This window comes from Halobacillus sp. ACCC02827 (assembly GCF_030291935.1).
In the GTDB taxonomy this organism is placed as follows: Bacteria; Bacillota; Bacilli; order Bacillales; family Halobacillaceae; genus Halobacillus.
Genome location: NZ_CP128168.1, coordinates 2,028,950 through 2,055,469 on the forward strand (window position 1 = coordinate 2,028,950; position 26,520 = coordinate 2,055,469).

Annotated in this window: 24 protein-coding genes and 1 pseudogene; 10 read left to right on the forward strand and 15 right to left on the reverse strand. The window is 43.8% G+C overall.

Features of this window, described 5'->3' with window-relative positions:
* Positions 1-384: 384 nt before the first annotated feature.
* The 3 genes from QRD89_RS10845 to QRD89_RS10855 form a co-directional block, all read right to left on the reverse strand.
* Positions 385-849 (reverse strand): SRPBCC family protein, encoded by a 465-nt coding sequence (locus tag QRD89_RS10845; RefSeq protein ID WP_286095250.1) that lies wholly within the window; start codon positions 847-849, stop codon positions 385-387.
* Between the two features lie 26 nt (positions 850-875).
* Positions 876-1,505, reverse strand: coding sequence for a class D sortase, LPxTATN-specific (gene srtD, locus QRD89_RS10850; protein WP_062513604.1), 630 nt, complete (start codon positions 1,503-1,505; stop codon positions 876-878).
* A 61-nt stretch (positions 1,506-1,566) separates the two neighbouring features.
* Complete coding sequence (locus QRD89_RS10855; protein WP_062513606.1) at positions 1,567-2,457, reverse strand: LPXTG cell wall anchor domain-containing protein; 891 nt, start codon at positions 2,455-2,457, stop codon at positions 1,567-1,569.
* 264 nt (positions 2,458-2,721) lie between these two features.
* On the opposite strand from QRD89_RS10855, the gene QRD89_RS10860 reads away from it, so the two are divergent.
* A complete protein-coding gene (locus tag QRD89_RS10860) occupies positions 2,722-2,925 on the forward strand; it encodes a hypothetical protein (protein WP_008639707.1) in 204 nt (67 codons plus the stop codon).
* Positions 2,926-2,936: 11 nt separating this feature from the next.
* Here the strand turns inward: QRD89_RS10860 and QRD89_RS10865 are convergent, their stop codons facing one another.
* Positions 2,937-3,644 carry a DUF421 domain-containing protein gene (locus QRD89_RS10865; protein ID WP_062513610.1) on the reverse strand — a complete coding sequence of 236 codons (708 nt, stop codon included), beginning with the start codon at positions 3,642-3,644 and terminating at the stop codon, positions 2,937-2,939.
* A gap of 514 nt (positions 3,645-4,158) precedes the next feature.
* On the opposite strand from QRD89_RS10865, the gene QRD89_RS10870 reads away from it, so the two are divergent.
* Complete coding sequence (locus QRD89_RS10870; protein ID WP_286095252.1) at positions 4,159-4,797, forward strand: FusB/FusC family EF-G-binding protein; 639 nt, start codon at positions 4,159-4,161, stop codon at positions 4,795-4,797.
* Positions 4,798-4,920: 123 nt separating this feature from the next.
* Positions 4,921-5,904 carry a GMP reductase gene (gene guaC, locus QRD89_RS10875; protein WP_062513616.1) on the forward strand — a complete coding sequence of 328 codons (984 nt, stop codon included), beginning with the start codon at positions 4,921-4,923 and terminating at the stop codon, positions 5,902-5,904.
* Between the two features lie 54 nt (positions 5,905-5,958).
* Here guaC and QRD89_RS10880 read toward each other — a convergent pair whose 3' ends face one another.
* Positions 5,959-7,038 (reverse strand): GGDEF domain-containing protein, encoded by a 1,080-nt coding sequence (locus tag QRD89_RS10880; protein WP_286095253.1) that lies wholly within the window; start codon positions 7,036-7,038, stop codon positions 5,959-5,961.
* A gap of 138 nt (positions 7,039-7,176) precedes the next feature.
* On the opposite strand from QRD89_RS10880, the gene QRD89_RS10885 reads away from it, so the two are divergent.
* A complete protein-coding gene (locus QRD89_RS10885) occupies positions 7,177-9,360 on the forward strand; it encodes a hypothetical protein (RefSeq protein ID WP_286095254.1) in 2,184 nt (727 codons plus the stop codon).
* Positions 9,361-9,463: 103 nt separating this feature from the next.
* On the opposite strand, the gene QRD89_RS10890 is transcribed toward QRD89_RS10885, so the two are convergent.
* On the reverse strand, positions 9,464-10,894 hold the full coding sequence (locus QRD89_RS10890) for a glycosyltransferase family 2 protein (protein WP_286095255.1): 1,431 nt from the start codon (positions 10,892-10,894) through the stop codon (positions 9,464-9,466).
* Positions 10,891-11,934 carry a HEAT repeat domain-containing protein gene (locus QRD89_RS10895; protein WP_286095256.1) on the reverse strand — a complete coding sequence of 348 codons (1,044 nt, stop codon included), beginning with the start codon at positions 11,932-11,934 and terminating at the stop codon, positions 10,891-10,893. The genes QRD89_RS10890 and QRD89_RS10895 overlap by 4 nt, the downstream gene beginning before the upstream one ends.
* A gap of 233 nt (positions 11,935-12,167) precedes the next feature.
* Here QRD89_RS10895 and QRD89_RS10900 point away from each other — a divergent pair, with 233 nt between their 5' ends.
* Positions 12,168-13,334, forward strand: coding sequence for an iron-containing alcohol dehydrogenase (locus QRD89_RS10900; RefSeq protein ID WP_286095258.1), 1,167 nt, complete (start codon positions 12,168-12,170; stop codon positions 13,332-13,334).
* A 33-nt stretch (positions 13,335-13,367) separates the two neighbouring features.
* Here the strand turns inward: QRD89_RS10900 and QRD89_RS10905 are convergent, their stop codons facing one another.
* From QRD89_RS10905 to QRD89_RS10915, 3 genes are read right to left on the reverse strand one after another with little or no spacing between them, the layout of a single operon-like run.
* On the reverse strand, positions 13,368-13,823 hold the full coding sequence (locus QRD89_RS10905) for an SRPBCC family protein (protein WP_062513623.1): 456 nt from the start codon (positions 13,821-13,823) through the stop codon (positions 13,368-13,370).
* On the reverse strand, positions 13,820-14,281 hold the full coding sequence (locus QRD89_RS10910) for a GyrI-like domain-containing protein (protein ID WP_286095259.1): 462 nt from the start codon (positions 14,279-14,281) through the stop codon (positions 13,820-13,822). The genes QRD89_RS10905 and QRD89_RS10910 overlap by 4 nt, the downstream gene beginning before the upstream one ends.
* Positions 14,278-14,871: a DUF7010 family protein gene (locus QRD89_RS10915; protein ID WP_008639678.1), complete on the reverse strand. Its 594-nt coding sequence runs from the start codon at positions 14,869-14,871 to the stop codon at positions 14,278-14,280. Before QRD89_RS10915 ends, QRD89_RS10910 begins: the two co-directional genes overlap by 4 nt.
* A gap of 238 nt (positions 14,872-15,109) precedes the next feature.
* On the opposite strand from QRD89_RS10915, the pseudogene QRD89_RS10920 reads away from it, so the two are divergent.
* A pseudogene (locus QRD89_RS10920) lies at positions 15,110-15,190 on the forward strand (YjcZ family sporulation protein); the annotation flags it as partial.
* Between the two features lie 121 nt (positions 15,191-15,311).
* Complete coding sequence (locus QRD89_RS10925) at positions 15,312-15,818, forward strand: peroxiredoxin family protein (RefSeq protein ID WP_008639674.1); 507 nt, start codon at positions 15,312-15,314, stop codon at positions 15,816-15,818.
* A gap of 37 nt (positions 15,819-15,855) precedes the next feature.
* Here QRD89_RS10925 and QRD89_RS10930 read toward each other — a convergent pair whose 3' ends face one another.
* Together QRD89_RS10930 and QRD89_RS10935 are read right to left on the reverse strand one after the other, a co-directional pair.
* Entirely contained in the window at positions 15,856-17,349 is a 1,494-nt protein-coding gene (locus tag QRD89_RS10930) for a potassium/proton antiporter (RefSeq protein WP_026577278.1), read from the reverse strand.
* 118 nt (positions 17,350-17,467) lie between these two features.
* A complete protein-coding gene (locus QRD89_RS10935) occupies positions 17,468-18,364 on the reverse strand; it encodes an NAD(P)/FAD-dependent oxidoreductase (RefSeq protein WP_286095262.1) in 897 nt (298 codons plus the stop codon).
* A gap of 151 nt (positions 18,365-18,515) precedes the next feature.
* Here QRD89_RS10935 and QRD89_RS10940 point away from each other — a divergent pair, with 151 nt between their 5' ends.
* The 3 genes from QRD89_RS10940 (at position 18,516) to asnB (ending at position 23,014) form a co-directional block, all read left to right on the forward strand.
* Positions 18,516-20,072 carry an ABC-F family ATP-binding cassette domain-containing protein gene (locus QRD89_RS10940; protein WP_008639841.1) on the forward strand — a complete coding sequence of 519 codons (1,557 nt, stop codon included), beginning with the start codon at positions 18,516-18,518 and terminating at the stop codon, positions 20,070-20,072.
* Between the two features lie 231 nt (positions 20,073-20,303).
* Complete coding sequence (locus tag QRD89_RS10945; RefSeq protein WP_026577276.1) at positions 20,304-20,975, forward strand: NAD(P)H-dependent oxidoreductase; 672 nt, start codon at positions 20,304-20,306, stop codon at positions 20,973-20,975.
* A 212-nt stretch (positions 20,976-21,187) separates the two neighbouring features.
* On the forward strand, positions 21,188-23,014 hold the full coding sequence (asnB, locus tag QRD89_RS10950; RefSeq protein ID WP_026577275.1) for an asparagine synthase (glutamine-hydrolyzing): 1,827 nt from the start codon (positions 21,188-21,190) through the stop codon (positions 23,012-23,014).
* Positions 23,015-23,059: 45 nt separating this feature from the next.
* On the opposite strand, the gene QRD89_RS10955 is transcribed toward asnB, so the two are convergent.
* From QRD89_RS10955 to QRD89_RS10965, 3 genes are all read right to left on the reverse strand, one after another.
* Positions 23,060-24,157, reverse strand: coding sequence for a hypothetical protein (locus QRD89_RS10955; RefSeq protein ID WP_286095263.1), 1,098 nt, complete (start codon positions 24,155-24,157; stop codon positions 23,060-23,062).
* 225 nt (positions 24,158-24,382) lie between these two features.
* Entirely contained in the window at positions 24,383-24,715 is a 333-nt protein-coding gene (locus tag QRD89_RS10960; RefSeq protein ID WP_286095264.1) for a hypothetical protein, read from the reverse strand.
* A gap of 508 nt (positions 24,716-25,223) precedes the next feature.
* Positions 25,224-25,973, reverse strand: a complete 750-nt coding sequence (locus QRD89_RS10965; protein WP_008639854.1) for a TerC family protein — start codon at positions 25,971-25,973, stop codon at positions 25,224-25,226.
* Positions 25,974-26,520: the final 547 nt, after the last annotated feature.

Here is a 26,520-nt window from a genome sequence, read left to right on the forward strand (position 1 = left end):
ATAAATGCTGCAATATTTTTTTATTTTTTTAAAAAAACAGGGTAGGGAGAGGTTTATGTCACATTGCTTCAGGGTATATACTCACTAAGACTATTGAAGAGGCTCAACCATTGCGAGTTCGTTTCCCAAGGAACGAATCATTGGCGGATAAAGGGAACATCTCCCGTGTATGGGTATAGGCAGAGCCCTGATGAAGCCGAACAGGAAGTGGAAAGAGTCATTACACGCTTGAAGGGAAAAAGCACAACAGGAAACGGATTCACAAGCAAGAATCCTTCCGATCAGCTTTTCACCACAGGATCGCGAACGATTCTGAAATGGTTGGGTCCCTTCAGTGGTCTAAAAAAACCCGGCATAACTGCCGGGTTTTTCATTACTCTCTCATCATTCCAATTGTCTTCTCAAAGCAATCTCCGCGAGAGCCTCTGCTCTTTCCATCAATAACCGTTGCATATACCTTTTCAAAAAAAGCACATCGGCAAGCTTACCTATCCATCCGAACGGCGCTTCATATTCAAATACATCCGTCATGATTGTACCGCCGCTTTGGGTATTCTGGAATCGGTGTGTATGTGTAAAAGAATGAAATGCGCCTTCCAGCATTTGGTCCGTGAAATTCCACGGCTCGTTCAATTCAATAATCTGAGCGGTCAATGACTGCCAAACACCAAGGTGCTTGGCTCTCCACGTTACCTGATCTCCAAGCCCCATAATGCCGCTGGTCACTCCACTGATTGCACTCTCCCGGCTCTTCTTCGTTGTTTCTGTATGTACATCTACATTCCTGGCCATATTAAAGCAAATCTCCACAGGTGCGTGGATGTACTGATGATGTATAAGAACGGGCATCTATTCTTCTCCCCCATAAAAAACCATTATTCTATTTTATTCACACTTTCGAGAGTCGCCTCAATAATATACCTGTCCGGGGCGTCTCCAACGAATTCAAAGGGATAACAGGTAGTAAGCGTCAGGACAGGTTCATCCTTATCAACAATGACAGTGCGATCTTTTGCATCAGTGACCCAAGTCTTGGCCACGCGGTATTCGTATCGCTTGTTTTGGAATTCCACAAATATACTGTCTCCTTCCTCCACTTCACCAAGCCCCGTAAAAACTGTCTCTCTATGGCCGCTCAAAACCGTATGGCGTTGTTCTTTGGGAGTCGTTGTCCATTGACTAACATACATTCCTACCCCTCTTTTCAAGGATTCTTCATCGGCTCCCCAATAAACTTTGAACCCTTTCTCCAGCTTGGGAATGATCACTCTCCCCACTTCATCCCCTTGCTTAAACGTCTCCAGATCTTCCGTATAAACAGGAGGTTTTTCTTTCCTCTCGATTGTTTGTTTTTCCATAGACGGAGCATCTTTGACCTGATCCCATTGCTCAATTTCCTCCAGTGGTACTTCTTCCACCGCCTGGATCGAGCTCCACCACTGGAAGCCGAAAAAGAATGCTATGACAATTCCGGCAGTCATTACAGCAGCAAGTATCTTATTCAAAAGTCGATCTCCTTCCATTATGTATAGAGGGGAAACCGACAAACCGGTCTCCCCTTCCATATTAAGCGTTCTGTTTTCTTCTAAACACCAACACACCGCCTGCAGTTAAAGCAAGAATAGCTCCAAGAAGCGTAAACGCTGGTTCGGAAGTAGCCGTATCCGGCATTTCCCCGCCCGCTTCCTCCAAAGGCTCCGCTCCGTTTATTACTTCCTGTGGTATTTCTACGGTCCCGACATTGTTAAACTCGCTGACCGTTGTTTTAGATGACTGGGAAATATTCATCGTTTGGCCTTCCATGGAAAGGCTCATATCGATCATCATATCCACACTGGTTAAATAATGGTTTTCTTTATCTACAGTTATTTTATAGGACACATCATTGATTGTCATCTGATCCTGCAGTTGTTCCATCATTTTCTGCATTTCCCCGCTGTCTTCTCCGGAAGACATATTGGACTCCATCATCTTCATGGACATTTCCAAAAGTTCTTGTCCATCTCCTTCATAAGTTAAAACATAGCCATCATCCGACTCTTCCACACTCATGTCTTTAGCAAGGCCGGCCGCCTGATCCACCTGCGCTTGTGCCATCATCGCATTCTTGATCATGGTACCATCCGTTACTTTAACCCATCCTTCTCCAGGAATTTCTGTAAAATAACCCTCTTCCGATAGATAGGATTCGATCGTCTCCCCATCAAGCATAGTCTGAATATGCATGACTAACGGATTGTTTTGAACATCCGCCGACATTTCTGTCTTAACGGCTTCTTCGCTTGAACCATCCGTCATTTCCGATACGGTATGGATTTTGTAACTATCAAGTTCCATCATAGCCTTATTGGATTTCTTCAGAATCTCCTCTGCTTCCATCTCCTCTGCGGATATCTGCATCGGTAATACGAACAAAACCACCAAAATCAACGACAGACTTACCCATTTTTTCGCCATCCAAACACTCCCCTATCAAATTTGGTGAAAGAGCAGCAGTCATTATGTATGTAAGGGACAAAAGATGCATCCACTTTCCCCACCAAAGTCCCTATTTCCTTATTATTACATCATTAAACATTTTTAGGTGATAGAATGACAAAAAAAACGAAAAACATCTAAATTTCCGCATATTAAAACTTGACTCTGCAATTATTACGTTTAGTTCTATGAAATCGTGGGAATTGATATCTTCAGATATGAATGAGACGGGAGTTCTGCCGAATGGAGGATCAACTAACATTAGATAATACAGAAATATTGCTGCTGGAAAGAGATAAGCATTCCTTGCGATGCCTGAAACAAAAAACACAGGATTCCTCTCACCTGTCGATACTCAATTCGCAGATTAATCTATTAGAGGAAGCCTTATACTTATCTAAGAAGCAAGCCACACAAAAGCGCCGTACTAAAGAAAAATCGGTATAACAGAATGATTTCTACATGTCTTTTCGTGTCAAACCAAGGCTGTCTTCGCTCCGATCTATATAAAGATTCCCTTCTGTATCCAGCTGTGCCGTGACGATTTCTGCCCAGTCCGATATTCCCCTCTCTGCTATCTTATCCTCTATCCATTCCTCACTGTAACCGGTAGCAGCTAAACTGTTAGGCAGAAGATTCCCTTGTATAATAACTACCTGCGGAAAAGATTGTTCGTTTCCCTTCATTCCAATATCCCCTTGAGTCAATGGCGTATACTGTGATTTTCTTAATACGCTCACGGTTCCATCCGTTTCCAGGACTGCGACTTGAACATCACGGAAGTGAAATACGCCACTTTTCCTCAACTCCCCAATCAATTCATCCACCGTGAAACGCACTTTCGCCATCCCCTCCTCTAAAATTTTTCCGTTGTCGATCAGCAGCGTCGGTTCACTGTTCAACCATTTTCTTGCACGGAACGACTTGATTGTCCATATATCCATAATCATTACCAGAGCGGAAAACAAAACGAGAGCAGCAATCCCGTGCCATAAAGGGAGATCCGGGGTAAGAAATGTGTTGGAAGTCATAGATCCTAACGTAATACCCGCAATAAAATCGAATAAGGTCAGTTGGGATATAAGCTTTTTACTTAAAATTCTTGCCAGTATATACAATAGGGCAAACATAATAAAACCACGCAAAAGGAAATCAACAAGGACCATTAACACTCCCTCCAATACCCACTCATTCACCGTACAAAAGGAAGAAAGCCGCGGCCCTCTCCCTCCCTCTATAATGGAATTTCCATCTTAAACAGAGATAAAAACCACTCCCAGCAGAAACATCCCCGCTGCATATAAACCGATCCATGCTGATATCGGGAGCGGGAGCCTCAACCAATGAACAGATTTCCTCATCCATAAAAAAAGAGCATAGGACAGGAAAAAGGTAAACAGATAAGCAGTAGAATTCCAGTCCTCTTTAAAGATTCGATCTGCTATATTATGTAAGATCGTAAAAGAAAGCAGAAACAGGAGAAACCACACCTCTTTAAACTTACGGAAATTTCGAAAAATCATAGTTCTTCCCCTTTCATCAGTTTTTCTTCCTAGCTTGTTTCAATTTCCTGTTCTGCATACATAAAACAAACTATTCTTTTTAAGAAGGTGAATAAGTTGATAGAAAGTCCCTGACCTGAAATAATAAGAGTCACCACAATGAACGGAGGCAGGATTCATGGAAAAATTCATTCGTCCCGACCAATACCATTTCATTCAGTCTTGTGCACATCATTTATATAAAAACAACCTCATCTCGAAAGATGCTGCCGTCACCAATGCTTTGAAAGAGATGACCCATGAAAAAGTTCTTGAAGCTTTTCAAAGCCTCACACTGCCTCAAAAGCAAATTATAGATCAAATAAAAAATGTGCAGGATGAAACGGATGCCATCCTTTATTTTTCTCGTATCAAGCAATATGTTAATCCACTTGCAGATATCACAGAGGAAACCATCCAGCTGCTTTTTCCTAAAACAAAGAAATTGACTATTCCAGACCTTAATAAGCTGGAGTGGACGGAACTGTCGTATATAGGATGGAATGATTATGGAACAGCAAAGAAATTTATCGTTACTACAATCGATGACAGACTGGTTGGTTTATCCGGACATTTCTCATCATCCGTTAAGCATGGAATCTGTTCCATTTGTCATGAACAGGGAAATGTGGGACTTCTTACATCCGTCGTATCACGACAAACAAATGGTGAAATGGTGAGTCGGGGTAACTATATTTGCGTAGACAGTCAAACGTGCAACAAGAATTTGAAATCGAGAGATCATCTGGAAAACTTCATGAAGCGAATGAAATCATAAAAAACCTCCCATTCCTTGGAGGTTTTTTATTTTGACTTTCAAAAGAAAATGCTGTAAATTACAATATGTACGAACGATAAAAGATATTAAATCGAATAACATTCGGTTTTAGGAGTGTTTTAAATGGAAAATGTATTTGATTACGAAGATATTCAATTAATTCCTGCTAAGTGTATAGTGAACAGCCGCTCAGAATGTAATACCTCCGTTACCTTAGGGTCTTACACATTTAAACTTCCTGTAGTACCTGCAAACATGCAGACGATCATCGATGAATCCATCGCTGCGACCCTCGCGGAAAACGGATATTTCTATGTAATGCACCGGTTCCAGCCGGAAACACGGGAAGCATTCATCCACACGATGAAGCAGAAAAATTTAATCGCTTCCATAAGTGTCGGGGTGAAGGATGAAGAATATGAATTTATTACAGGCCTTGCAAATAAAGGTCTTGTTCCAGAATTTATTACCATTGATATTGCACACGGACACTCAACAGCTGTTATTGAAATGATTCAACACATAAAGGAACATTTACCGTCGACTTTCGTTATTGCAGGTAATGTCGGTACTCCGGAAGCAGTCAGGGAACTGGAAAATGCCGGAGCGGATGCAACAAAAGTAGGGATCGGCCCGGGGAAAGTATGCATTACGAAATTAAAGACCGGTTTTGGTACCGGAGGGTGGCAGCTTGCAGCTCTTCGTTGGTGCGCCAAAGCTGCTAAGAAGCCGATTATCGCTGACGGAGGAATCCGAACCCACGGAGACATTGCAAAATCTGTTCGTTTTGGCGCTTCTATGGTCATGATCGGTTCCTTATTTGCCGGGCACGAAGAATCTCCAGGAGAAACCATCGAAGTAGATGGAAAATTGTATAAAGAATACTTTGGATCTGCGTCTGAGTTCCAAAAAGGGGAGAAAAAGAACGTAGAAGGCAAGAAAATGCATGTAGAGCACAAAGGAAACCTACAGGATACACTTGACGAAATGGAGCAGGATCTACAATCAGCTGTCAGTTACGCAGGAGGCACGGACTTAAACGCTATCCGCCACGTCGACTATGTCATTGTGAAGAACTCGATCTTTAACGGAGATAAAGTCTTCTAAAATACTCAAATAAAATCCATACAAAAAAGGAGCCATAGAGGCTCCTTTTTTTATTCAGTAAACGACCCGGTTCCTGCCAGTGGTTTTTGCCTTATATAAAGCTTTATCCGCGTTCTTGTATAAATCATCCGGCTTCTTCATTTCTTTTTCTAATTGGCTGACCCCTATTGAGATCGAAAGTTTGATTTCATCTCCCTCCGGCAGCACGAAACGGTGCCTTTCCACCGCGGCCCGGATTCTTTCTGCAATTTCCAAGGAATCTTTCCTAGAACAGTCGGGAAGCAGCACGGAAAACTCCTCCCCCCCGTTTCTTGCTATCTGGTCTGTCGGTCTGGCATTTGCCTGCAGAAGCCCACCCAGTTGTTTAAGGACGGCATCCCCGGCGTCATGTCCGTATGTATCATTAACGCGTTTAAAATGGTCAAGATCCATGAGCAGTAAAGATACACCTTTCACTTGATTACCGCTCTTCTTAAATAAATCGTTCAGGGTAAAGTGAAAGTGACGTACGTTGCTTAAACCGGTTAAGAAGTCCGTCTTTGAATCGTTTTTCAACTGCTGAAACATGCGCTTGGAATATTGGATGTCCTGAAAGAAAACTGCTGCAAAAACGCCGGCTGGAACAGCAATAAACCAATAATATATCAACACTTCCCAATATTCCCTATCTCCTCCCATAACTACATACAAATGTGTACTGATGATCAGCAGACTGATGATGTTCAGGACGGATATCTTTTTGGTTGTCCCTAAGGAAATAAATCTGCTGGCAACGCCTACGATCAAACCGAAGATAAGAGTAGTCATTAAAGCGAAAAGCGACGTCTCATCGAAACCGAATAAAAGCCGGGATATGCCGATCAGCGCGGCAGATACCATCGTCGGGACAAACCCTGCATAGTAAGCAAGAATAATGATCGGAATATGCCTGAGGTCAATCATGATATTGTCTCCAACTTCTATAGAGAAGAACATGAGAACCAAGCCTATACCCGCTGCTAACACACTCATAAGACATCGATCCCATTTGCCTGACTGCCTGCCGATCGGTTCTTTAATAATTTTTCCTGCCAGATAGAACCCGGCTATCATAATTGCTAAGTTAGCCACTAATTCTTTCAATATATACACCATCCCTGTAATCTCTCCTGTCATCCATCTATCCTTACTACGTGAACACTTAAAATCATCCATCCATCTACCCAATTTTATCACGAGCTATTATAATGAACATATAAAAGTAGAAATTTTTTCCTCTAAGGAGCTGTTTTTTTGAAAAACTTACTTATATTCTTTTTTTTGGCTGTAATGATCGTGACAGGGGGCGTTCTTTTTTGGCAGAATCTCTCAACCGAGCCGGAAAGTAAGCTTCCATCGAACAAATCTTTGAATGAGGAGATGAAGAAAGTGGAACTGGCCTCTGTCGACGACTTGTCTTATCCATCCAAAATAGAAGATAACCGAATGCACGTATATAAGGATGGAAAGTGGGTGCCTATTACCATTAAAGGGGTGAACATTGGTATGGGCAAGCCTGGGCACTTTCCTGGTGAAGCAGCTATTGACGAGGATGAATACCTGCGTTGGTTCCAGCAGATTGGGGACATGAACGCGAACGCCATACGGATTTATACCCTTCATCCCCCGGGCTTTTACAAAGCACTGGCCGCCTATAATGCTCAGGCAGAACAGCCGCTCTATGTCCTGCACGGCGTATGGGTCGATGAAACTCCGCTAGAGGAAACAGAGGATGCTTTTCATAAAGAAATAACAGATTCCTTTCAAAACGAAATGAAGAAAATAGCCGATGCCATTCACGGTCATGCGGAAGTAAAACCTTCTCCTGGACATGCATCCGGGGTTTATGACATCGATGTTTCCCCATATGTGATCGGTTGGATTATCGGAATTGAATGGCACCCTAAAATGGTGGATTCTATGGATCGCGGGTATCCTGATCTTGGTGACTTCGACGGAGAGTATGTTTTCACTGAAGGCGCGAGTCCGATGGAACACTGGCTTGCCGTCCAACTGGAAACCCTCACAGCCTATGAAAGCGAAAATTACAAAAGCATGCGTCCCATCAGTTTTACGAACTGGGTAACCACAGATCACATAGATCAGCCGGCAGAGCCGTTGGAAGAAGAGGATTTGGCGTCTATAGATCCCAATCACATTCACCGAAAAGGAGCCGGTACAAAACCGGGAATGTTCGCTTCCTATCACGTCTACCCCTATTACCCTGACTTTATGAACCTGGAAGAAAAGTACACAAAGTATTTGGATCACAGAGGTGAACGTAATAATTATGCAGGCTACCTGCATGATTTATCCGAAGCGAATGATATGCCGGTCCTGATTGCGGAATTCGGAGTTCCTGCATCCCGGGGTCTAACCCATCGTAACCCTTTCGGTTGGAACCAGGGCTTTCACTCCGAAAAAGAGCAAGGGCAGATTGTCAAACGGCTCTATGAAGATATCCTGGAAGAAAATATGATGGGAGGACTTATCTTTACTTGGCAGGATGAGTGGTTTAAACGGACGTGGAACACTATGGATTATGATAACCCGGACAGACGCCCCTATTGGTCCAACGCGCAGACTAACGAACAACAATTCGGACTACTAAGTTTTGACAGACACAAAATTAAAGTCGACGGAAAGAACGATTGGGATGCATCGAAAACGCTCCTTTCCAAAAATGAAGGCAGCCTGCAGAGCTTAGCGGTAGACCATGATGAACGTTACCTCTACATAAAAACCGAGCTTGAGACACTTTCCGATACGTTTTGGGACAATCATCACATCAACCTTTATTTCAGCATAAGGCCGGAAAAGGGCATCGATGTCTTTGGTGACGCATCGATGAGAGCAGACTTCCGCCTGACGATTCGTGGAAAGGATGAGGCAGTCCTCGAAACAGCCGGGGATTATGATCCATTCCTGTTTCACTACACCGAAGATTTGAACATGGTCAAGGTACCGGAGAAAGAACTGGAGAGGAAAGAGAAGATTTTCCGCCCCATCCATCTCGCCTTGAACAAAGGACTTGTCCGTCCGGATACTGGAGAAGAGATTCCATTTGAATCCTACGAAACGGGCGTCTTCCGCTTTGGAAACGGAAATCCAAATGCAGATGATTACGATTCCCTCGCCGACTACTTTTTCACAAAGGATGGACGAATAGAAATCCGTATACCGTGGATGCTCGTTAACGCAAAAGACCCCAGTCAGAAAGAGTTTATGGGGGATATATATAAGAACGGAATAGACGCCTCCATCAAAGTGGACGGGGTGGAAGTTGCTGCCGCGATTACAGATGACAATTCAAACGTAGAGAAATTTCCTGACGGGCCGTCTCTTTACACGTGGGACAACTGGGACCTTCCACAATATGAAGAGCGGCTGAAGGACTCCTACCCCATCATCCAGCAGCTATTTAAAGATGTGAAATAAAACAAAGAACCACAGTAAACCACTGTGGTTCTTTGTTTTATCAGCGCCCCAAGGAAAGCACCGTCTTATCGCTTTATAACCATGAAAATAGGAAACCATGGGACTAAGACTCTGCATTGGTTTGAGATAAACCTTTCCGATTCATATCTCCCCAACTTCCTTTTTTCTTACGGATTGCTTGATAAAGGCCTGCGACGCGCCACCAAACAAGCATAGGCCGATACCAGAAACTCTCTGTAAGTGCGTAAAGAAATAACACGACGACACTTTTCAAATCAGGGTACTTGTGATAGGTCCACTCTTCAAGAAGGACCGCCAGTGAGGACAACATGGAACCATAGAATATGGTTAACAGCCCCATAGCAATACTCACTTCAATAGATATAAAGGAAAAAATCAAACCGATTACGATAATGGCATACCCCAGTAATTCGAAAACCGCACTCAACAATTCGACGAAGAGATAATAGGGAAGAGAAAACATTCCAATTCCTTTGTATTTAGGATTAAAAAGCATGTCCCGATGCTTCCATATTGTCTCTGCAAGCCCACGCTGCCAGCGCTTTCTTTGCGCACGAAGAGAGGAAATCGTAGATGGAGCCTCTGTCCAGCATACAGGATCCTGAATGTATTCAATTCGCTGCTTTGAGTTCTCTTCCTTAATAGTACGGTGCATACGAACGATCAATTCCATATCCTCTCCAACTGTATTCGTATCGTAACCCCCGGCTTTAATCACCCGTTTCTTTTCAAACACACCAAAAGCACCGGATATAATCAGCAGGATATTTAAACGGCTGAGGCCTAGTCTCCCAATCAGGAATGCTCGAAAATACTCAATGATCTGCATTCGCACCATCGGTTCTCTGGCAAGACCGATCTTTTCCACCACACTTTTCACGATAAGGGATCCGTTGGCGATCCGGACGGTCCCCCCAGTAGCGGTCACCTCCCCGTTTGAGTCAATGATCGGTTTCATCGTCTTAAGTAAGGCATCCCTGTCTAATAAAGAGTCACCGTCGATAGCTGCAAAATAGGGATACTTGGAGAAATTAATGCCGGCATTCAAGGCATCGGCTTTTCCTCCATTTTCTTTTCTTAATAGATAGACATGAGGATAAAGAGTGGATTGATACCCAGCGGTCACATCCTTCGTTTGAAAGTGCCGTCGTGTAGCTAGATTAAACGGCTCCATCTCGAACGTATGGATCATTTTCTCTGCCGTCCGATCTTTGGATCCGTCATCAATGACGATGACTTCATATTGAGGATAGTGTAAAGCAAGCATCGATTCCACCGTATTAAGAATACCCACTTCTTCATTATAAGCCGGCACGAGAACAGATAGAGGGAACGTATCTGTATTAACAGCCGTGTCTTCAATCAATTCTTCCCTGTTCAGCTCTTTCTCCTTTTTAATTTTCGGCCCGGCGAGAAGAAATAATACGCCATATAATATGGCAACGATTACCATATAGAGAATGACAAACACCGCAGTTACATCTACGATAACCGATAATATTTCCTGCATCATACGCTTTCCCTCACTTTCATGCTCATAAATTGACGAGCCATATCACGAGCAAAACCATCGGGATGCTCCTCCGCTATACGAGCCAACATATCCTGTCCGGCAGGCAGCTGCCGGATAGCTTGACATGCGGTGTACCGCACCCACCATTCTCTGTCCCCGGTTAGATCATGAAGCGCTTCTCTGCTCTCCTTTACTCTACGCATGCCTGCAAGTCGTGCCACTAACATTCGTTCCTCCCAATAATTTGATTGGAAGAAAGAGGCGATTACGCTCATTTCCACGTCCGCATCCGCATCAGCATAGCTGCGAAGTGCTTTTAAACGTATTTCCTTATCCTCATCCTGAAGCCATCCCTTAATAAAAGCGACATGTTCCTGATTTTTTGTTTCTCCGCAGTAGGTAAGGATTCCAATAATTACATCTTTTTTTGTATCCGCTCCTTCCTCTATCAAATAGATTAATGTACTAAGAAAATCAGCGGGCATACGCCTGAGCATTTGCTTTGCAAGTCTCTGAGTCATGTGTGGAGTTTCAAGAATCACTCGAATGACTCTCTCATCCCCAAGTGCAGCAGCCGTCCTTACGGTCTGCCGATATTCTTCATCTATTTTTCTTAACGATTGGAAATGTTCCCATACGTCATCCTTTAATTGGGTCATATGAAAGTCTTCTATGTAGAACAGAGTGTTTACGCGCTGAGACCAGCTTCCCTTCTTTAGTAAAAGCTGGTAGGACTGGGCAAGGTGTTTATGAGCAGATTCTTCCACCCGCTCTTCTGAAACAGCCGGGTCCTTGCGATCGACGATATCATTGAGCATTCGTTCGATCAGGTTAACCTTGTCTGTTTTTGACATGATGTACTCCGGCTCTTCCTCCTCACCGGCAAGGAAGGATCGAAAACTACCATAGTAAAAAGCATAAAGATCATTCCGGTGTTCCTGGATCCTCAATCTGTTTGCTTTCATAACCAATAAATAGCAAAGCAAAAAAACTTGAAGAGCAAAAAGGACTCCAACAAGGATGAACACAAGTTGCAGCATCCCATCACCTCACTTGTTAATTATAATGAACATTATACGAATACTTTCCGTGTTTTGGAAGTTAAATACTCGCAATCACGATATAATAAGCTTCATTTCACCCCTTATTACCTAGGTACATGGTAGACAAATGGTCTGAATGTTCCTTTTTTCCATATTGCTATGTTTACATGTATCAGCAATCGGCAATGCACAGGAAGGTAGGCAAGAAACTCAGCATAGGAGGATGTATAATGAACCGATTTACCATACCCCGAGACATATATTTTGGCGAGAACGCATTGGAAGTGCTGAATACGGTAGCAGGAAAGAAAGCATTGATCGTAATCGGAGGAGGATCCGTCAAAAAGAACCGAAACCTGGATAAAATTGAAGGATACTTATCGGAGGCTGGTTTGGAAACGAAAGTTTTGGAAGGCGTCACAGAAGAACCTTCGACTGATTTAATAAATAAGTATCTGGACGAGGTGAATGATTTTGCCCCTGATTGGATCATTGGAGTAGGCGGCGGTTCTCCGATGGATGCAGCAAAAGCCCTTTGGCTCTTTTACGAACATCCGGATTTGACCTTCCAAGAAGCTGTAGAACCTTTTCAGCTTCCGGAGCTAAGGAATAAAACCAAATTCATAGGCATTCCCACGACAAGCGGAACGGCCTCTGAAATATCCAACCTATCTGTCATTACCGATTCAGAAACCGGCGTCAAATATCCTCTCGCAAGCTTCGAGCTCACTCCCGACCTTGCGATTATCGATCCGGTCATGGTGGAATCCATGCCTAAAAAGGTCATTGCATACAGTGGAATGGATGCAGTGACCCATAGTATTGAAGCCTATGTAGCTAAACCACGGACTACATTCACCGATTCCCTGTCCATCGAAGCACTGGACATATTAAATCAGAATCTGCTGGCTTCTTATAACGGAGAGGAGGCAGCACGTGAGAAAGTCCATTACGCTCAAGCGATGGCTGGTATGGCATTCGCTAATGCTGTGCTGGGGAATGTACACAGTATGGCTCATAAAAGCGGACCTACATTCGGAATCCCGCATGGTTGTGCAAATGGTATCTACCTTCCCTATGTCATCCAATTCAACCGCTCCGTAGTAGAAGATCGATACGCTGCACTCGCTCGACGAATCGGCCTTGTCGGAAGTAACGATAAAGAGCTTGTTGATTCTCTCATTGAGTGGGTCCGGGATTTAAATAAGGCAATGGAAGTGCCGAACAACTTGAAGGACTTCGGCATTGAAGAAGCATTGTTCCATGACCACGTGGACAAAATGGCCGAAAATGCTGTGGAGGATCCGTGCACGGGCACCAACCCGCGTGAAACATCCAAAGAAGAAATGAAAGATCTATTCACCGCTGCATACCATGGCAAAGCCGTTACCGTTTAACACGAAAGAAGCTGCCTCATTGAGGCAGCTTCTTTAATGTTTCATCTCCGCTTCTCTTTCCACACGATCCATGAATTCCCTAACAACACGTGCATTCCCTTTTCTATTGGCGAATAATAACATCAGTTTTGATAAAACGGTGATTCCCTTATTTCGGCCCGAATATTGAAACATCGTTAGCCCGTCTTCGGATTCACGTAGTTGAAAATCAGCCGTCACTTCAAACATACCGCTGATTACAAATTGAATTTTTTTATGTTTCTTTTGTGGAATGTCCTCATATGCGAGCGTCCTTACTTCATAGGATTCCAACCGATCTCCTTCTTTATATGTCTGTTGGTGGACTGCGCCTGCCTCTGTTTCTGTTCCTTTTATCAGCTGGTGTTCGACCACTTTAGGCATAATACGCTTTATATTTTCATCGGAAAACAACACCCAGACGTCCTCGATGTTCTCCTGTAGCTTCCTTTCTTCCTTCCATTTAATCATGTATGATATCCTCCCTCCGTCGCGACGGGCTCATACAGGTCTACAACAAGCTCTTCTTGGTTACCCCACCGCCGGTAAACTTCCATACAAAAAGAAGTAAAAATCCTTTCGTAGCCGTTTACATCCATAATAGAATGTAAAGTTTCATATGTACGTCGAATATCCACACCTGAGCCCGTATGCGTCATGACGGCGTAAGTCTGGGCTGGTATTGTAAGTACCGACATTCCAGCTCTTTTTTCTCCCGCCTCCTCTAGAGGTACCCCAAGCCAATACCCATCCTCATCCTTTTCGCACGGACCAGGAATGAATGCTCCGATTTGACATGCGGAAGCTGGAAATTCCTTTGAAAGAACACGGGAGGCAGAAGCGATTTCCTTTCCATAAGCAGCTTCTGAACACAGAATATGGAAGCCGATCAGAGTCCGGCTTTCCTCCTTTATATATTTTAACGTCATATCCTTCTCTCCTTTTTTGGATCAGCGGCAGAATAACCGTCCATTTCCAGCTTTTTGTTTCTTGACTCCATCTTTGTTCCAACAATGATAGCGGAGATAGATACAATCACAATGATTGGAACAAGAAGAAATTGAAGCTCGGGGTAAACGATTATGCTGCATAAGCAGAAAATCATCATTGCGACGGGGGGAAAAATATAAGCTTTTGATTCATACAGCCACGCAAACGGAAAGAAATGGCCGCCTGTGATAATAGCAATGGCAAAAGGAAGCGCCCCTGGATCTGAGAAAAATATGTACACGGTGAGAGGTCCCATTATTGCAGGAACAGCTGCCAGGACACCGGAAAGTCCGGAAAGCGGATTTAATTTTCGAAACAGCTCGATACCCATCCATTTAGCAAACAGGACACCGATCGGAAGCAATAACCCGGTGCCGTACAAATAAATGATGGCAAGCAGCTTTTCGTCCGTAATGAAGAAAGATAAAAGAAGCAGGGCCGTCCAGTAAAGGAGTGCACTCCATAAAACAGGAACCCCTTTCCTGTTGTAGTCCGCCAATTCCCTTCTTGCTTGATTAATATCCAACATCCACGCCCCTTTCTATTCCTCTTTTTTCTATTATACCAAAATTATTGTAATTATTTGAAGACTTCTAGACGAGCACACACCCGAATCGAAGGCGACTACATAGTATAAGAGTAGTGAGGCTGGTATTCATTGCCTCTATTCTATTAATGAAGGAGTGTTTTACATGGGCTTCGGATATGGCGGATTCGGCTGGGGAGGTTACGGCGGATACGGATGCGGAGGTTATGGCGGCGGCTGTGGTGGTTACGGCGGCGGCTTTGCATTGATTGTCGTGCTGTTCATCCTTCTCATCATCGTTGGAGTAGCGTACGTTAAGTAAACCATGAAGCGGAGCGGTCTTTACTGCTCCGCTCTTCGACATGCTTCCACACTACATAGGTTAACTATAAAAGAAACAGGGTAAAGGATGTCGTACGTAATAGGGAAGGAGTGTCATTTCAATGACTCAAACATTCAAACTGAATCAGGACGCGCCTGATTTCAAATTACCGAAAATATCCGGTGGCAGCTTCAGCCTCTCCGAGGCGCTGGAATCTCAGGATCAGTGGTACCTGATTACATTCTTCCGTGGTTCCTGGTGCCCTGCCTGCATGAGCGAATTGGATGAATTCCAGGACAGCCTGGACTATTTTAAGAAGCATGACGTCCGTGTGGTGTCAATTACACAGGATCGTGTGGAAGATTTGGAGAAAATGGTGGAAGACCATGGCTTTACTTTCCCCGTTCTGGTGGACGAAGATCTGGAATTCGCATCCTCCTACGGCGTTCATTACCATGACGAGCAGGCTCCCTATGAAGATCATGGTACCCACGGCGAACCGGCTTATTTCCTACTGGATGAGAAAGGAAAAGTCCTATATCAGCAGAGACAGACAAGCCCATTTGGTCGCCCCCATCCTAATGAGCTCAGAAAAACAATAAAATACATCAAAAAGAACTTAAAGTAAAACCACATAACAAAAGGACCCCAAAAGGGTCCTTTTGTTATGTGGCCTGAGATTGTTTGGCACGTTTTTGCTCAAGTGTCTTCTTGAGTTCTTCTTTATGCTTTTCTTCAACGAGAATATACAGGAAGTCTCCAGCATGAATCTCCGTTTCTCCATACGGGGTAATAATTTCATTGTTGCGTATGATCGCACTTATATTAGCTCGATTTGGAAATTGGACATCACGCAGCTTCTGTCCCACAATGACAGACTCTGCATTCGTCTGGTACTGTATCATTTCCGCCTTCGCCTTCCCCATTGATATAAGCTCAATCGAATGGTGCGGGACATCCTTTTTCGGCCCGACCAACTGCATCTTATTGGCTACATAATTGATGGTTGATCCTTGAACCAGTGCAGAAGTCAGTACGACGAAAAATACAAGATTGAAAATTCCCTGGCTGTTTTCCAAACCATCGACAATTGGGAATGTTGCAAGCACAACCGGTACAGCGCCCCGCAACCCTGCCCAGGAGATGAACAGCTTTTCTTTGACCGTATAATTCATTTTGATCAAGGAAAGAAAAACCGCCAGTGGTCTTGCGATAAGGATAAGAACGATGGAAATGAGCAAGCCGTTAAGGATGATACCGGAGGAGAAAAGCTCCTGCGGGAATACGAGCAGCCCGAGGATTACGAACATGAGAATCTGTGCCATCCAGGCAAACCCTTCATTAAATTGGAAAATGGAATAACGATAAGTCAATTCACTGTTGCCAATCACTAATGCTGCCACATATACAGCTAGGAACCCACTTCCTCCTATATAGGCCGTCACGCTGTAGGTCGCAAGTGCAAAGGCAACCGATAGTACCGGGTAGAGTGCACTAGAATCCAGTTTGATTTTGTTGATGGACAGAGATGCTAATTTTCCTAGACCGACACCAAATAGAATGCCGATGCCCATCTGCAGGAAAAATTCCGGAATCAGTATCCAAATGGAGGTCCCTTCTTGGGTGATCAGTTGAATGAGGGAAAGGGTCAGAAATACGGCCATCGGATCGTTTGTTCCTGATTCAGCTTCCAATGTTGCTCCCATTTTAGCTTTAATATTTCTTTCCTTTAAAGAGGCGAATACGGCTGCAGCGTCTGTAGAACCAACGATGGCACCGAAGAGAAGACTTTCCAGCAGAGTAAAATCGACAAGGAAATAAACAGCTATCCCCACCATCAGGGAAGTGAGCAGAACACCAATGGTAGCGAGAGACAAAGATGGCAGCGCAACCGAACGGACCGTCGCCCACTTTGTATGTAGACCACCTTCAAAGAGGATGATTACAAGTGCAAAAACACCGATGGTCTGCGCGGTTTTGGCATCATCGAAATATATAATCCCCAGCCCGTCGCTTCCGAACAGCATCCCCACCATTATGAAAAGAATCAGAGCAGGTATGCCCCAGCGACTGGAGAATTTAGCGACGAGTACACCGCTGAAAAATAAAAGAGCGGTTAATAACAGGATGGTATTTGGTCCATAAGAGTCAAAAAACATGGAATTTTGGATGCTCCTTAAAAGGTCATATAGTAATTGTGGAAAGAAAGAGGCAAAAGAGATGATACATTTAGATTATCGGAATTTTTTTATAAAATCAAAGTAAATGCTCAACGTTTCACTCTCTTTTTCGAAGCCACTTTTGAATCCAAATCGCCGCCTGGGCCCCTTCCCCCATGGCTACCGTCGCAAGCTGAGAATGAATAGATACATCGCCTGCAGCAAACAGACCCTCAATATTAGTAGCGGTTGTTCTTGTATCCGTCATTACCGGTCCGCTGCCTTTCACAATGGCTCCCAGCTTTTCTGCAAGAGCCGTCACAGGGCGGCTTCCCCCCAGGGCAAGAAATGCTTTTTCCGCTCTCAATACTCTCCCTGAATCCAATTTCAATCCTGCCATTATTCCATCCTTCTGCTCAATTTGGTCTACTTTCCCTTGTATGACAGGAATTGCTTCCATTCTCGATAATTCGTCAAAAACCGGTGATATTTCCTTTGATAAGTGATCAATGACTATTAAGTCTTTCGTCCAATACATGAGTGTCTCGGCCATGCGGGCTCCTGCGTCTCCTGAGCCGATGACAACCGTCTTTTTGTTAGTGATTTCATACCCGTCACAATCCGGACAAACATATATAGAACGACCGAGGCATGGAAAGAGACCGGCTATATCGGGTAAATTATCTTCCACTCCCGTGGCGAGCAAAACGGTTCTTGACTTATATCGTACCCCTTCTCTCGTCTCCACTTCGAAACCCCCTGACTCCTGACTTAAGGATACGGCCTTGGTTTCCTTCCGTTCTACACTGTAACGTGCAGCCTGTAACCACCCATCCTTTCTTAATTCCTCCCCACTGATCCCCTCCGGGAAGCCGAGAATATTATTGTATTGCCGGCATAAGGAAGATCTTCCACCGCCAGCATCAATGATTAAAACTTTTCTTCGGTACCTTCCCAACATGATGCTGCACTGGAGGCCGGCTATGCCGCCTCCTATTACGATACAATCATACATTCCACCATCTCTCCTTTTTCTTTTTAACGTTCCCGGCAGCAATCCATTTTACTCGGTTTGTACGAATAGAGGGATTCCCTCCTTTCAATCCATCCGGACGCCCTTTATAATGAGAAAGAATGAATTTTAACTAAAGAAAAGGTGTTAACAGATGAGTTTACTCACAGTAAAGAATTTAAGTCATGGGTTCGGGGACAGAGCAATCTTCGAAGACGTATCCTTCCGCCTGCTTAATGGCGAACATATAGGGTTGATCGGTGCAAACGGGGAAGGTAAATCAACCTTCATGAATATCATTACCGGAAAACTGGAGCCAGATGCCGGCCACATTTCATGGGCAAAACGGGTCCGGGTCGGTTATTTAGATCAGCACGCCGACTTGGAACAGGGAATGACCATCCGCGATGTCTTGCGGACCGCCTTCCAATACCTGTTTGATATGGAAGAAGAAATGAACAGCCTGTTTGCAAAAATGGGAGAAGTGGATCCTGAGGAACTGGAGAACCTTCTCGAAGAAACAGGTGTATTACAAGACGCATTGACAAATAACGATTTCTACACGATTGACGCAAAAGTGGAAGAAGTGGCTAATGGACTCGGTTTGGATGAAATAGGTCTCGACCGGGATGTGCACGATCTAAGCGGCGGCCAGAGAACGAAAGTGTTACTTGCAAAGCTTCTATTGGAGAAACCGGATATCCTTCTTCTTGATGAGCCAACCAACTATTTGGATGTGGAACACATCGAATGGTTGAGGAATTACCTGATTGAATATGAGAATGCATTCATTCTCATCTCTCATGACATTCCATTCCTGAACAGCGTGGTTAATCTCATTTATCATATGGAAAACCAGGAACTTTCCAGATACCCTGGTGATTATGATGAATTTGTTCGTGTATATGAAATGAAGAAACAGCAGCTTGCCTCCGCCTATAAGAAACAGCAGAAGGAAATCGCTAACTTAAAAGACTTCGTCGCACGTAATAAAGCAAATGCCGCAACAAGTAAGATGGCAATGAGCCGCCAAAAGAAACTGGATAAAATGGATGTCATTGAATTGGATGCCGAAAAACCAAAGCCGAAATTTGACTTCAAACAGGCTCGCACTCCCGGCAAGTATCTATTCCAGACAAAGGATCTCGTCATCGGCTATGACGAACCTCTATCACGGCCTCTCAACTTATCTATGGAACGAGGCCAGAAACTTGCCCTTTCCGGTGCTAACGGAATTGGAAAAACGACCCTCCTGAAAAGTATTCTCGGAGAGATCAGTCCTGTTTCCGGATCGGTCGAACTCGGCGAGCATCTTCATATCGGTTACTTTGAACAAGAGCAGAAAGACATTGGCAGTCAAACGTGCATCGAAGAAATATGGGAGGAGTTCCGTCACTTCACTCAGTATGAAGTAAGAGCTGCTTTAGCAAGGTGCGGACTCACCAGAAAACATATCGAAAGTAAAGTTCAAGTGTTAAGCGGTGGAGAGAAAGCCAAAGTCCGACTCTGCAAGTTAATCAACAAAGAAACGAACCTGCTTGTACTTGACGAACCGACCAACCACTTGGATGCCGATGCTAAAAATGAACTGAAACGGGCATTAAAAGATTATAAAGGAAGCGTACTCCTCATCTCCCACGAACCTGAGTTTTATCAGGACATCGTCACGGATGTTTGGAACTGCGAAGACTGGACAACTAAATTATTTTGATTAGAAAGAAGCTTCCTTTAACAAGGAAGCTTCTTTCAGTATTTGGAGAAAGTTTAAGCGGTCAGGAAATTCAATCCAAAAACCATAACCAGGTTCACCAGCCGTCTCCTTAAAACTTCTTTAACAAGCTTCATTTCTTCACCTGTCAAACCCGGAACCAAGCATATAAGAGGAATGGTATAAGGAATTTGTGTTATATTACGTATGCAAATTCCAAGGAGGGATACTACCATGTCTGTACATGAAAAAAAGAAGCAACAACTGTTAGAAGCAGCACACTTCCGCTATGCGACAAAGAATTTCGATCCAGATAAAAAAATCTCCGATGAAGACTTTCAATTTCTTTTAGAAATCGGCAGACTTTCCCCAAGTTCATTCGGGTATGAACCTTGGCGTTTTGTCGTTGTTGAAAGCGAAGAACTTAGACAGAAGATTAAGGAGACTGCATGGGGCGCATACGGAAAGCTGCCGGATGCAAGCCACTTTGTCCTTTATCTTTCCAGAACGGGAAAGGACACACGATTCGACTCGGATTATTTGAAAGATCAGTTAAAGACAGTAAAAGGTATGCCGGAAGAACATGCTCAAAAATTCATAGGCAGAATAGAAGAATTCCAGAAGCAGGACTTCCAATTAGATACAGATCGCGCCCTACTTGACTGGGCAGGTAAACAAACCTATATTGCATTGGGAAATATGATGACAGCAGCGGCTGAGATCGGAATTGATTCTTGTCCAATTGAAGGGTTTCCGATAAAAGCAATGCACGATCTTCTTGAAGAAGAAGGACTTCTGGATAATGGAAGCTTTGAACTGTCTGTCATGTGCGCTTTCGGTTACAGGAACGAAGAACAACCGAAAAAAACACGCCGCCCAATCGATAATGTCGTAAAATGGATCTAATAAATGTTACAGGGATTTTCCTTATGTAGGAAAATCCCTGTTTACTTTCTCCCTCTCTTAACAAAAAACTCAACCAAATGTCTCATTGACGGTTAAAATCTTATAGTTGTATCATACAAATATAAAGTTGTAACATACAACTATTTATTCAAGCATGCCGTTGAAAAAGTTTCTTTACGGCAAATCAACCAGCTATGAAAGAAGGTTACATCATGTGTGGAATTACAGGATGGGTCTCATGGACCCGTTTATTAGAGAATCAAGAGAAAACACTGAAAGAAATGACAGAATCCATTACTCACAGAGGACCGGATGCAGATGGTTTTTGGCTTGATGGACAAGCCGCTTTCGGTCATCGTCGTCTGATTGTCGTTGATCCGGAAGGCGGCCTCCAGCCAATGATTTACGAAGCAGACGGAAATAAAGTCGCCCTTTCCTACAACGGGGAAATCTATAATTTCCAAGAGCTTCGCGAAGAGTTGACAGTGCTTGGTCACACCTTCCAAAGCTCCTCCGATACGGAAGTCCTCCTCCATTCCTATCTGGAATGGGAAGAGAACTGTGTCCATCATCTGAACGGGATCTTCGCTTTCGCTATTTGGGATGAACGCAAAGACCAACTGATGTTGGGACGCGACCATCTTGGCGTAAAACCACTTTACTTCGCCAACAGGGATGGAGAAATTATTTTCGGATCCGAATTGAAAACTTTATTCGCTCACCCTTCCATCGAACCTGTTATTGATAAGAACGGTTTATCTGAAGTATTCGGTCTCGGGCCGATCCGCACGCCGGGACAAGGTGTCTTCAAGGATATCGAAGAAGTACGTGCCGGCCACTACGTTCTTTTTACGAAAGATGAGCGTCACACGGAACGATACTGGAAGTTGGAAAGTAAAACACATGAAGATGACCTGGATGAAACGGTCGAGAACATCAAGTGGTATTTGGAAGATACGGTAAACCGCCAATTATATGCGGATCGACCTGTCGTCTCTATGCTGTCCGGCGGCCTGGATTCCAGCGGATTGACAGCCATTGCATCTAAACAGCTGGAGAAGACCGGGAACACACTTCATACGTACTCTATGGATTTTGAAAACAGCGACGACAGCTTTGCTCAGGATTTCCTGCGCGTAGACAAAGACGAGCCATGGGTCAAGAAAGTAGCCGAACATGCAGGTACAAACCATGAATCGATCATCCTTGACGCTGAGTCTCTTGTGAACAACTTATTAGTTCCGATGAGAGCAAGAGATCTTCCGGGTGTCGGAGAAATTGAAACCTCTCTTTACCTCCTTTTTAAAGAAATGGAAAAAGACGCAACGGTTGCTCTATCCGGTGAATCTGCGGATGAGGTGTTCAGTGGGTATCCATGGTTTCATAAAGAAGAATTTCTTGATGCAGACACGTTCCCTTGGTTATTGAACATGCAGGGGATATCCGGCATCCTTTCCGACGATATGAAAGAAAAATTAGACATTCCCGCCTATCAAAAAGCACGCTATCAGGAAGCACTCGAAGAAGTGCCGACGCTTGATAGCGAAACAGAGACACAGGCAAAACAAAGACGTATGTCTTACATGTTCATTACACGCTTTCTCCCTTTCATGCTGGATCGAAAAGACCGTTCCAGTATGATGACAGGCTTTGAGGTACGCGTTCCTTTCTGTGACTACCGACTTGTAGAGTACCTATGGAATGTACCGATTGAAATGAAGAACGTAGATGGAATAGAAAAAGGAATTCTGCGCCGTGCCCTTGCCGACTATTTGCCGGAGGATGTACGATACCGCAAAAAGAGTGCCTACCCAAGTACGAAAGATGAAGAATATTTGGCAGGGGTGAGAAACTGGATGCTTAGAATCCTTGATGATCCTGATTCTCCTGTCCTTGCCTTTATCGATACGGATAAAATTCGCAGCATTGCAGAAGAAAAAGCGACGGATATCGATGCCAATGCTGCTAAATCTCTATTCGACTATTTGATTCAGATCAATGAATGGATGAAGGAATACGACATTAAAGTAGAACTATGAAGAAGGAAAATCCCCACTGCTTAAGCAGTGGGGATTTTTAGTAAATTATTGATAGTTAATGATGGACGGGTTCGGATCCATTTTCAATACTTTTTCTGCGGTCAGTACCGGCTCGTCTTTCTTATAAAAGACTTTGAATCCACCATATTGAACGGCCTCATTCCGAACAAATTTGCGGTATAGACTCATCTTCGTTCCAGCGGCTCCCCATCCGTCATAGTTTAGCGCAACTTCGACATTATCCGTGGGCTGGATAGCGTCCTTATTAGTCAGAGCCTCGTCCATAAACTGGTGAACAAGTACGATTTTATCAGGGAGATTGTTCTCTTCCACCATTTTCGATATGTATTCTACCGCCTCCTGAACTTCCGCACCATCGACCTGTCCCAGGTTAATTCCGGGTGTTTCTCCTTCAGCAACGTGGAATTCCGTATCAATTGCTAAATGTACATTCGGCATTTTAAGCCATTTCTCTATCAATTTCACTTGGTTCATAACCGAATCTGTGCCAAGTTGCACATCAAGCATTAATAGTGCATCGTTCTCTTCCGCCAGTTCTGCATAACGGTCAATATCTTCCGGAGAAGTCATGTGAAAATATTTTCCTTCTTCGCCCGGATTGCGCTGTGCCACCGTAGTGATCAGCTCAATCATTGGTATGGCCGGCCGCTCAGGATCCGCATCGGAATAAGCCTGTGTCTGCTCCTTCAATTTGCTCATCAGTGCTTCCGGCTCCATTTCTCCAAGAATACCCATATTCTCAGAGTTTGGGTGACCATAGTAAGCTACAATTCTATGATCTTTCAACGGTCCATCCGATTTATCTTCTGCACCCTTAACAAGCGTCTGCCCTACAGGCACCATACGTTCCCGTTCGCCGCCATGCGCCTGAACGGCCGGCATCTTCTCTTTCTCCTCTTCGGTGAGACCATCAGCAATCGGCTCGGACCCTTCTGCTGGTTCCAATGCCTTGTAAGGAGTTTCAGGTTCTTCCTCTTCCGGCTCCGCTTCTTTCTTTTCAACTTTCTGGTCCGTTTCCTCATCGGCCGTCTTTTCGTTATTCGTTGATGCCGTATCTTCCGAGCACGCAGCAAGGAAAAATGCAACGACAGCCAACAACAAAAGAATACTGAATTTCTTCACTATTTGTCACTTCCTTATGTAATTTGTTCCAAAAACTTTCTACATTTTAACACAGGATGAATTATTTTGTGGCTGGTATTTGAAATTGAACAGAAAGTCTCATCTATATTCCCCCTTCCTAATTCAACCAACTCTACCCTTCACAACAGTGCACAAAACAAAAAGAAGACGTGTCACGCCTTCTTTTCCGAATAAATGTGCTGGTCTTCACAGAGGATACAGGATTCAAACCAGCTGCCGCTTATAAATTTCTTCCTTAGTACGAAGATCGACTGCGTCAACAACCATTTCCAAAACAGAATCATCTTTCATTGATTTCTGCCCCCACAACCTTATGTAATAGTCTGAACGATGATCGTGGAAAGCAACCTCTACATTTCGAATGCCTTCCTCTTCCTTTATTATACACTCCTTAAATTCCATAACCTCCCGGGGCTGACTTAGTAAATATTGGCGCAAGACCGCTTCTAACTCTGGAAAAACGAGTACTCCTTCCACCAACACTTTTTGCTCGAAATCATCCCATTGATTAAAATGGTGAACAGTGATTTGATCCATAAAACTGACCTCTCCTTTCTGCTGTGGAAAACTGATTCCCTTAACGGACGATAGGCAAACCTATCCCTATATAGCTCCATACCTAGTTATATCTAACCTCTATAATGATCAGATAATTAAGAAAATTCGTTCTGGACTGCATTACACCAGCAGAAATGGCATGTGTTTTATGGATGACCACATCGTATCATACAGGAAACTTTAATTTGGACAAAGATTTATTGTAAGATTTCCTCACAAAAATATAGCACATTTTGTAAATAACTGTTGTAATAATAGCATAGCTAACGACAGGATCTTCTCCTTTTAGTTTAGACATTTATCCTATCAGACGTGAGCTAACACCTATCCGTACTTGGATGAGTCTATTACACTCACAGGTTCATCGGGTGACTGCGGATAAGGTATCCTCCTTTTACCCTCGATAGGCAGCCCTCCAACCGAATCGATGCGAACGTATCGAAAAAAAGCAAAGACACAGCTTCTCCCCTGCGTCTTTGCTAACTCTTTAACTATTTACTTCTCTTCTATTCTTCCCGGAGTAGAACCAACCGCCTATTGCCACCCCTAATAGAACCGTCCAAAAAGTGATGGTCCAGGCCGCTCCATGTGCAAAATGCTCGTTGAGAACACCAACGTTTTCATGAGAAAGTGTAATAACAGCAAGTTTCACACCAACCCATGCGACGATAAGGTAGGCTGTAGTTTCCAGAGACGGCCGCTTATCCAGCAGTTTAACAAACCAGGTAGCAGCAAATTTGATTAAGATCAATCCTGCAACACCGGCGGCAAGTACAACCAAAAATTGACCGCCGTCCATTCCTCCGATTTCCGGTAGGGGGGTATTAGGCAATGCTAATGCGAGAGCCACAGCAGCAAGAATAGAATCAATAGCAAACACTAAATCCGCTGCACCAATTTTTAAAACCGTCGGCCAGAACCCTTGTCCGGAAGACAACTCTTCCTCTTGGTCTTCTTCTTTTTTACCAATAATATTTTTCAGACCTAAGTAGATGAGGTACACAGCACCGACAGCCTGAACCTGCCAAACGTTTGCAATAAATGAAATAACAAAAAGTGCGATAAACCGGAAGATAAAGGCACCAATAATTCCATAGTTAATGGCCCGCTTTTTCTGATCATCCGGCAAGTGTTTGGCGATAACGGCAAGCACAAGGGCATTATCCGCAGACAACAAACCCTCTAAACCAATGAGGATAACCAGGGTCCAAGCATATTCTATCCATAATGAGTCCATTTTTCCCCTTCTTTCCTTATGCCCCACATAAAAAACCCTTGCATCGTTTGCAAAGGTTCAGCTTTCTGCACGTATCCGCATTCTGCATATGTCTTATGAAAATGGCAGGACTCTGTGGGAGCATGCTCCTTTGATGAATATAAGAACTATATCAACAAAGACCTGGATGGTCAATTCGAATCTTCACCATTACCCACGAGCATTATTTAGAAAATGTTATTGTCAACTGTAAATTCAAGGATGACAGCCGGACACAAGAGATAGGACTTATCGAATGGACCTGGATGGTGGCCGCTCCCGTAATCGTATGTCGCTTGACCAAGGCGGTATCCTAACCGGGGATATAAGTCTCCTGCTCGTGATATTAAATTCTTTCACTTTTTGATCACCTCTTCTCTTTAACCATATGGTCCGTCCATTCAAATGGTTAAGCTTTTAAAAAAACCGTTTCCCGAGGTCAGGAAACGGTTTTCCTCTATTGAATCTGGAGTGTCACATCATCTATATGAATGTGATTACTTCCGCAACGTCCCCCATCAAAAGCTTA

Coding starts and splice junctions, on each gene's coding strand:
- QRD89_RS10860 (WP_008639707.1), top strand. CDS start 2,722: ATGGAGGATCAACTAACATTAGATAATACAGAAATATTGCTGCTGGAA.
- guaC (WP_062513616.1), top strand. CDS start 4,921: ATGGAAAATGTATTTGATTACGAAGATATTCAATTAATTCCTGCTAAG.
- QRD89_RS10870 (WP_286095252.1), top strand. CDS start 4,159: ATGGAAAAATTCATTCGTCCCGACCAATACCATTTCATTCAGTCTTGT.
- QRD89_RS10925 (WP_008639674.1), top strand. CDS start 15,312: ATGACTCAAACATTCAAACTGAATCAGGACGCGCCTGATTTCAAATTA.
- QRD89_RS10880 (WP_286095253.1), bottom strand. CDS start 7,038: ATGGTGTATATATTGAAAGAATTAGTGGCTAACTTAGCAATTATGATA.
- QRD89_RS10945 (WP_026577276.1), top strand. CDS start 20,304: ATGTCTGTACATGAAAAAAAGAAGCAACAACTGTTAGAAGCAGCACAC.
- QRD89_RS10890 (WP_286095255.1), bottom strand. CDS start 10,894: ATGATGCAGGAAATATTATCGGTTATCGTAGATGTAACTGCGGTGTTT.
- QRD89_RS10960 (WP_286095264.1), bottom strand. CDS start 24,715: ATGGATCAAATCACTGTTCACCATTTTAATCAATGGGATGATTTCGAG.
- QRD89_RS10865 (WP_062513610.1), bottom strand. CDS start 3,644: ATGGTCCTTGTTGATTTCCTTTTGCGTGGTTTTATTATGTTTGCCCTA.
- QRD89_RS10900 (WP_286095258.1), top strand. CDS start 12,168: ATGAACCGATTTACCATACCCCGAGACATATATTTTGGCGAGAACGCA.
- QRD89_RS10845 (WP_286095250.1), bottom strand. CDS start 849: ATGCCCGTTCTTATACATCATCAGTACATCCACGCACCTGTGGAGATT.
- QRD89_RS10915 (WP_008639678.1), bottom strand. CDS start 14,871: ATGTTGGATATTAATCAAGCAAGAAGGGAATTGGCGGACTACAACAGG.
- QRD89_RS10930 (WP_026577278.1), bottom strand. CDS start 17,349: ATGTTTTTTGACTCTTATGGACCAAATACCATCCTGTTATTAACCGCT.
- QRD89_RS10935 (WP_286095262.1), bottom strand. CDS start 18,364: ATGTATGATTGTATCGTAATAGGAGGCGGCATAGCCGGCCTCCAGTGC.
- QRD89_RS10965 (WP_008639854.1), bottom strand. CDS start 25,973: ATGGACTCATTATGGATAGAATATGCTTGGACCCTGGTTATCCTCATT.
- QRD89_RS10855 (WP_062513606.1), bottom strand. CDS start 2,457: ATGGCGAAAAAATGGGTAAGTCTGTCGTTGATTTTGGTGGTTTTGTTC.
- QRD89_RS10895 (WP_286095256.1), bottom strand. CDS start 11,934: ATGCTGCAACTTGTGTTCATCCTTGTTGGAGTCCTTTTTGCTCTTCAA.
- QRD89_RS10905 (WP_062513623.1), bottom strand. CDS start 13,823: ATGATTAAATGGAAGGAAGAAAGGAAGCTACAGGAGAACATCGAGGAC.
- QRD89_RS10940 (WP_008639841.1), top strand. CDS start 18,516: ATGAGTTTACTCACAGTAAAGAATTTAAGTCATGGGTTCGGGGACAGA.
- QRD89_RS10910 (WP_286095259.1), bottom strand. CDS start 14,281: ATGACGTTAAAATATATAAAGGAGGAAAGCCGGACTCTGATCGGCTTC.
- asnB (WP_026577275.1), top strand. CDS start 21,188: ATGTGTGGAATTACAGGATGGGTCTCATGGACCCGTTTATTAGAGAAT.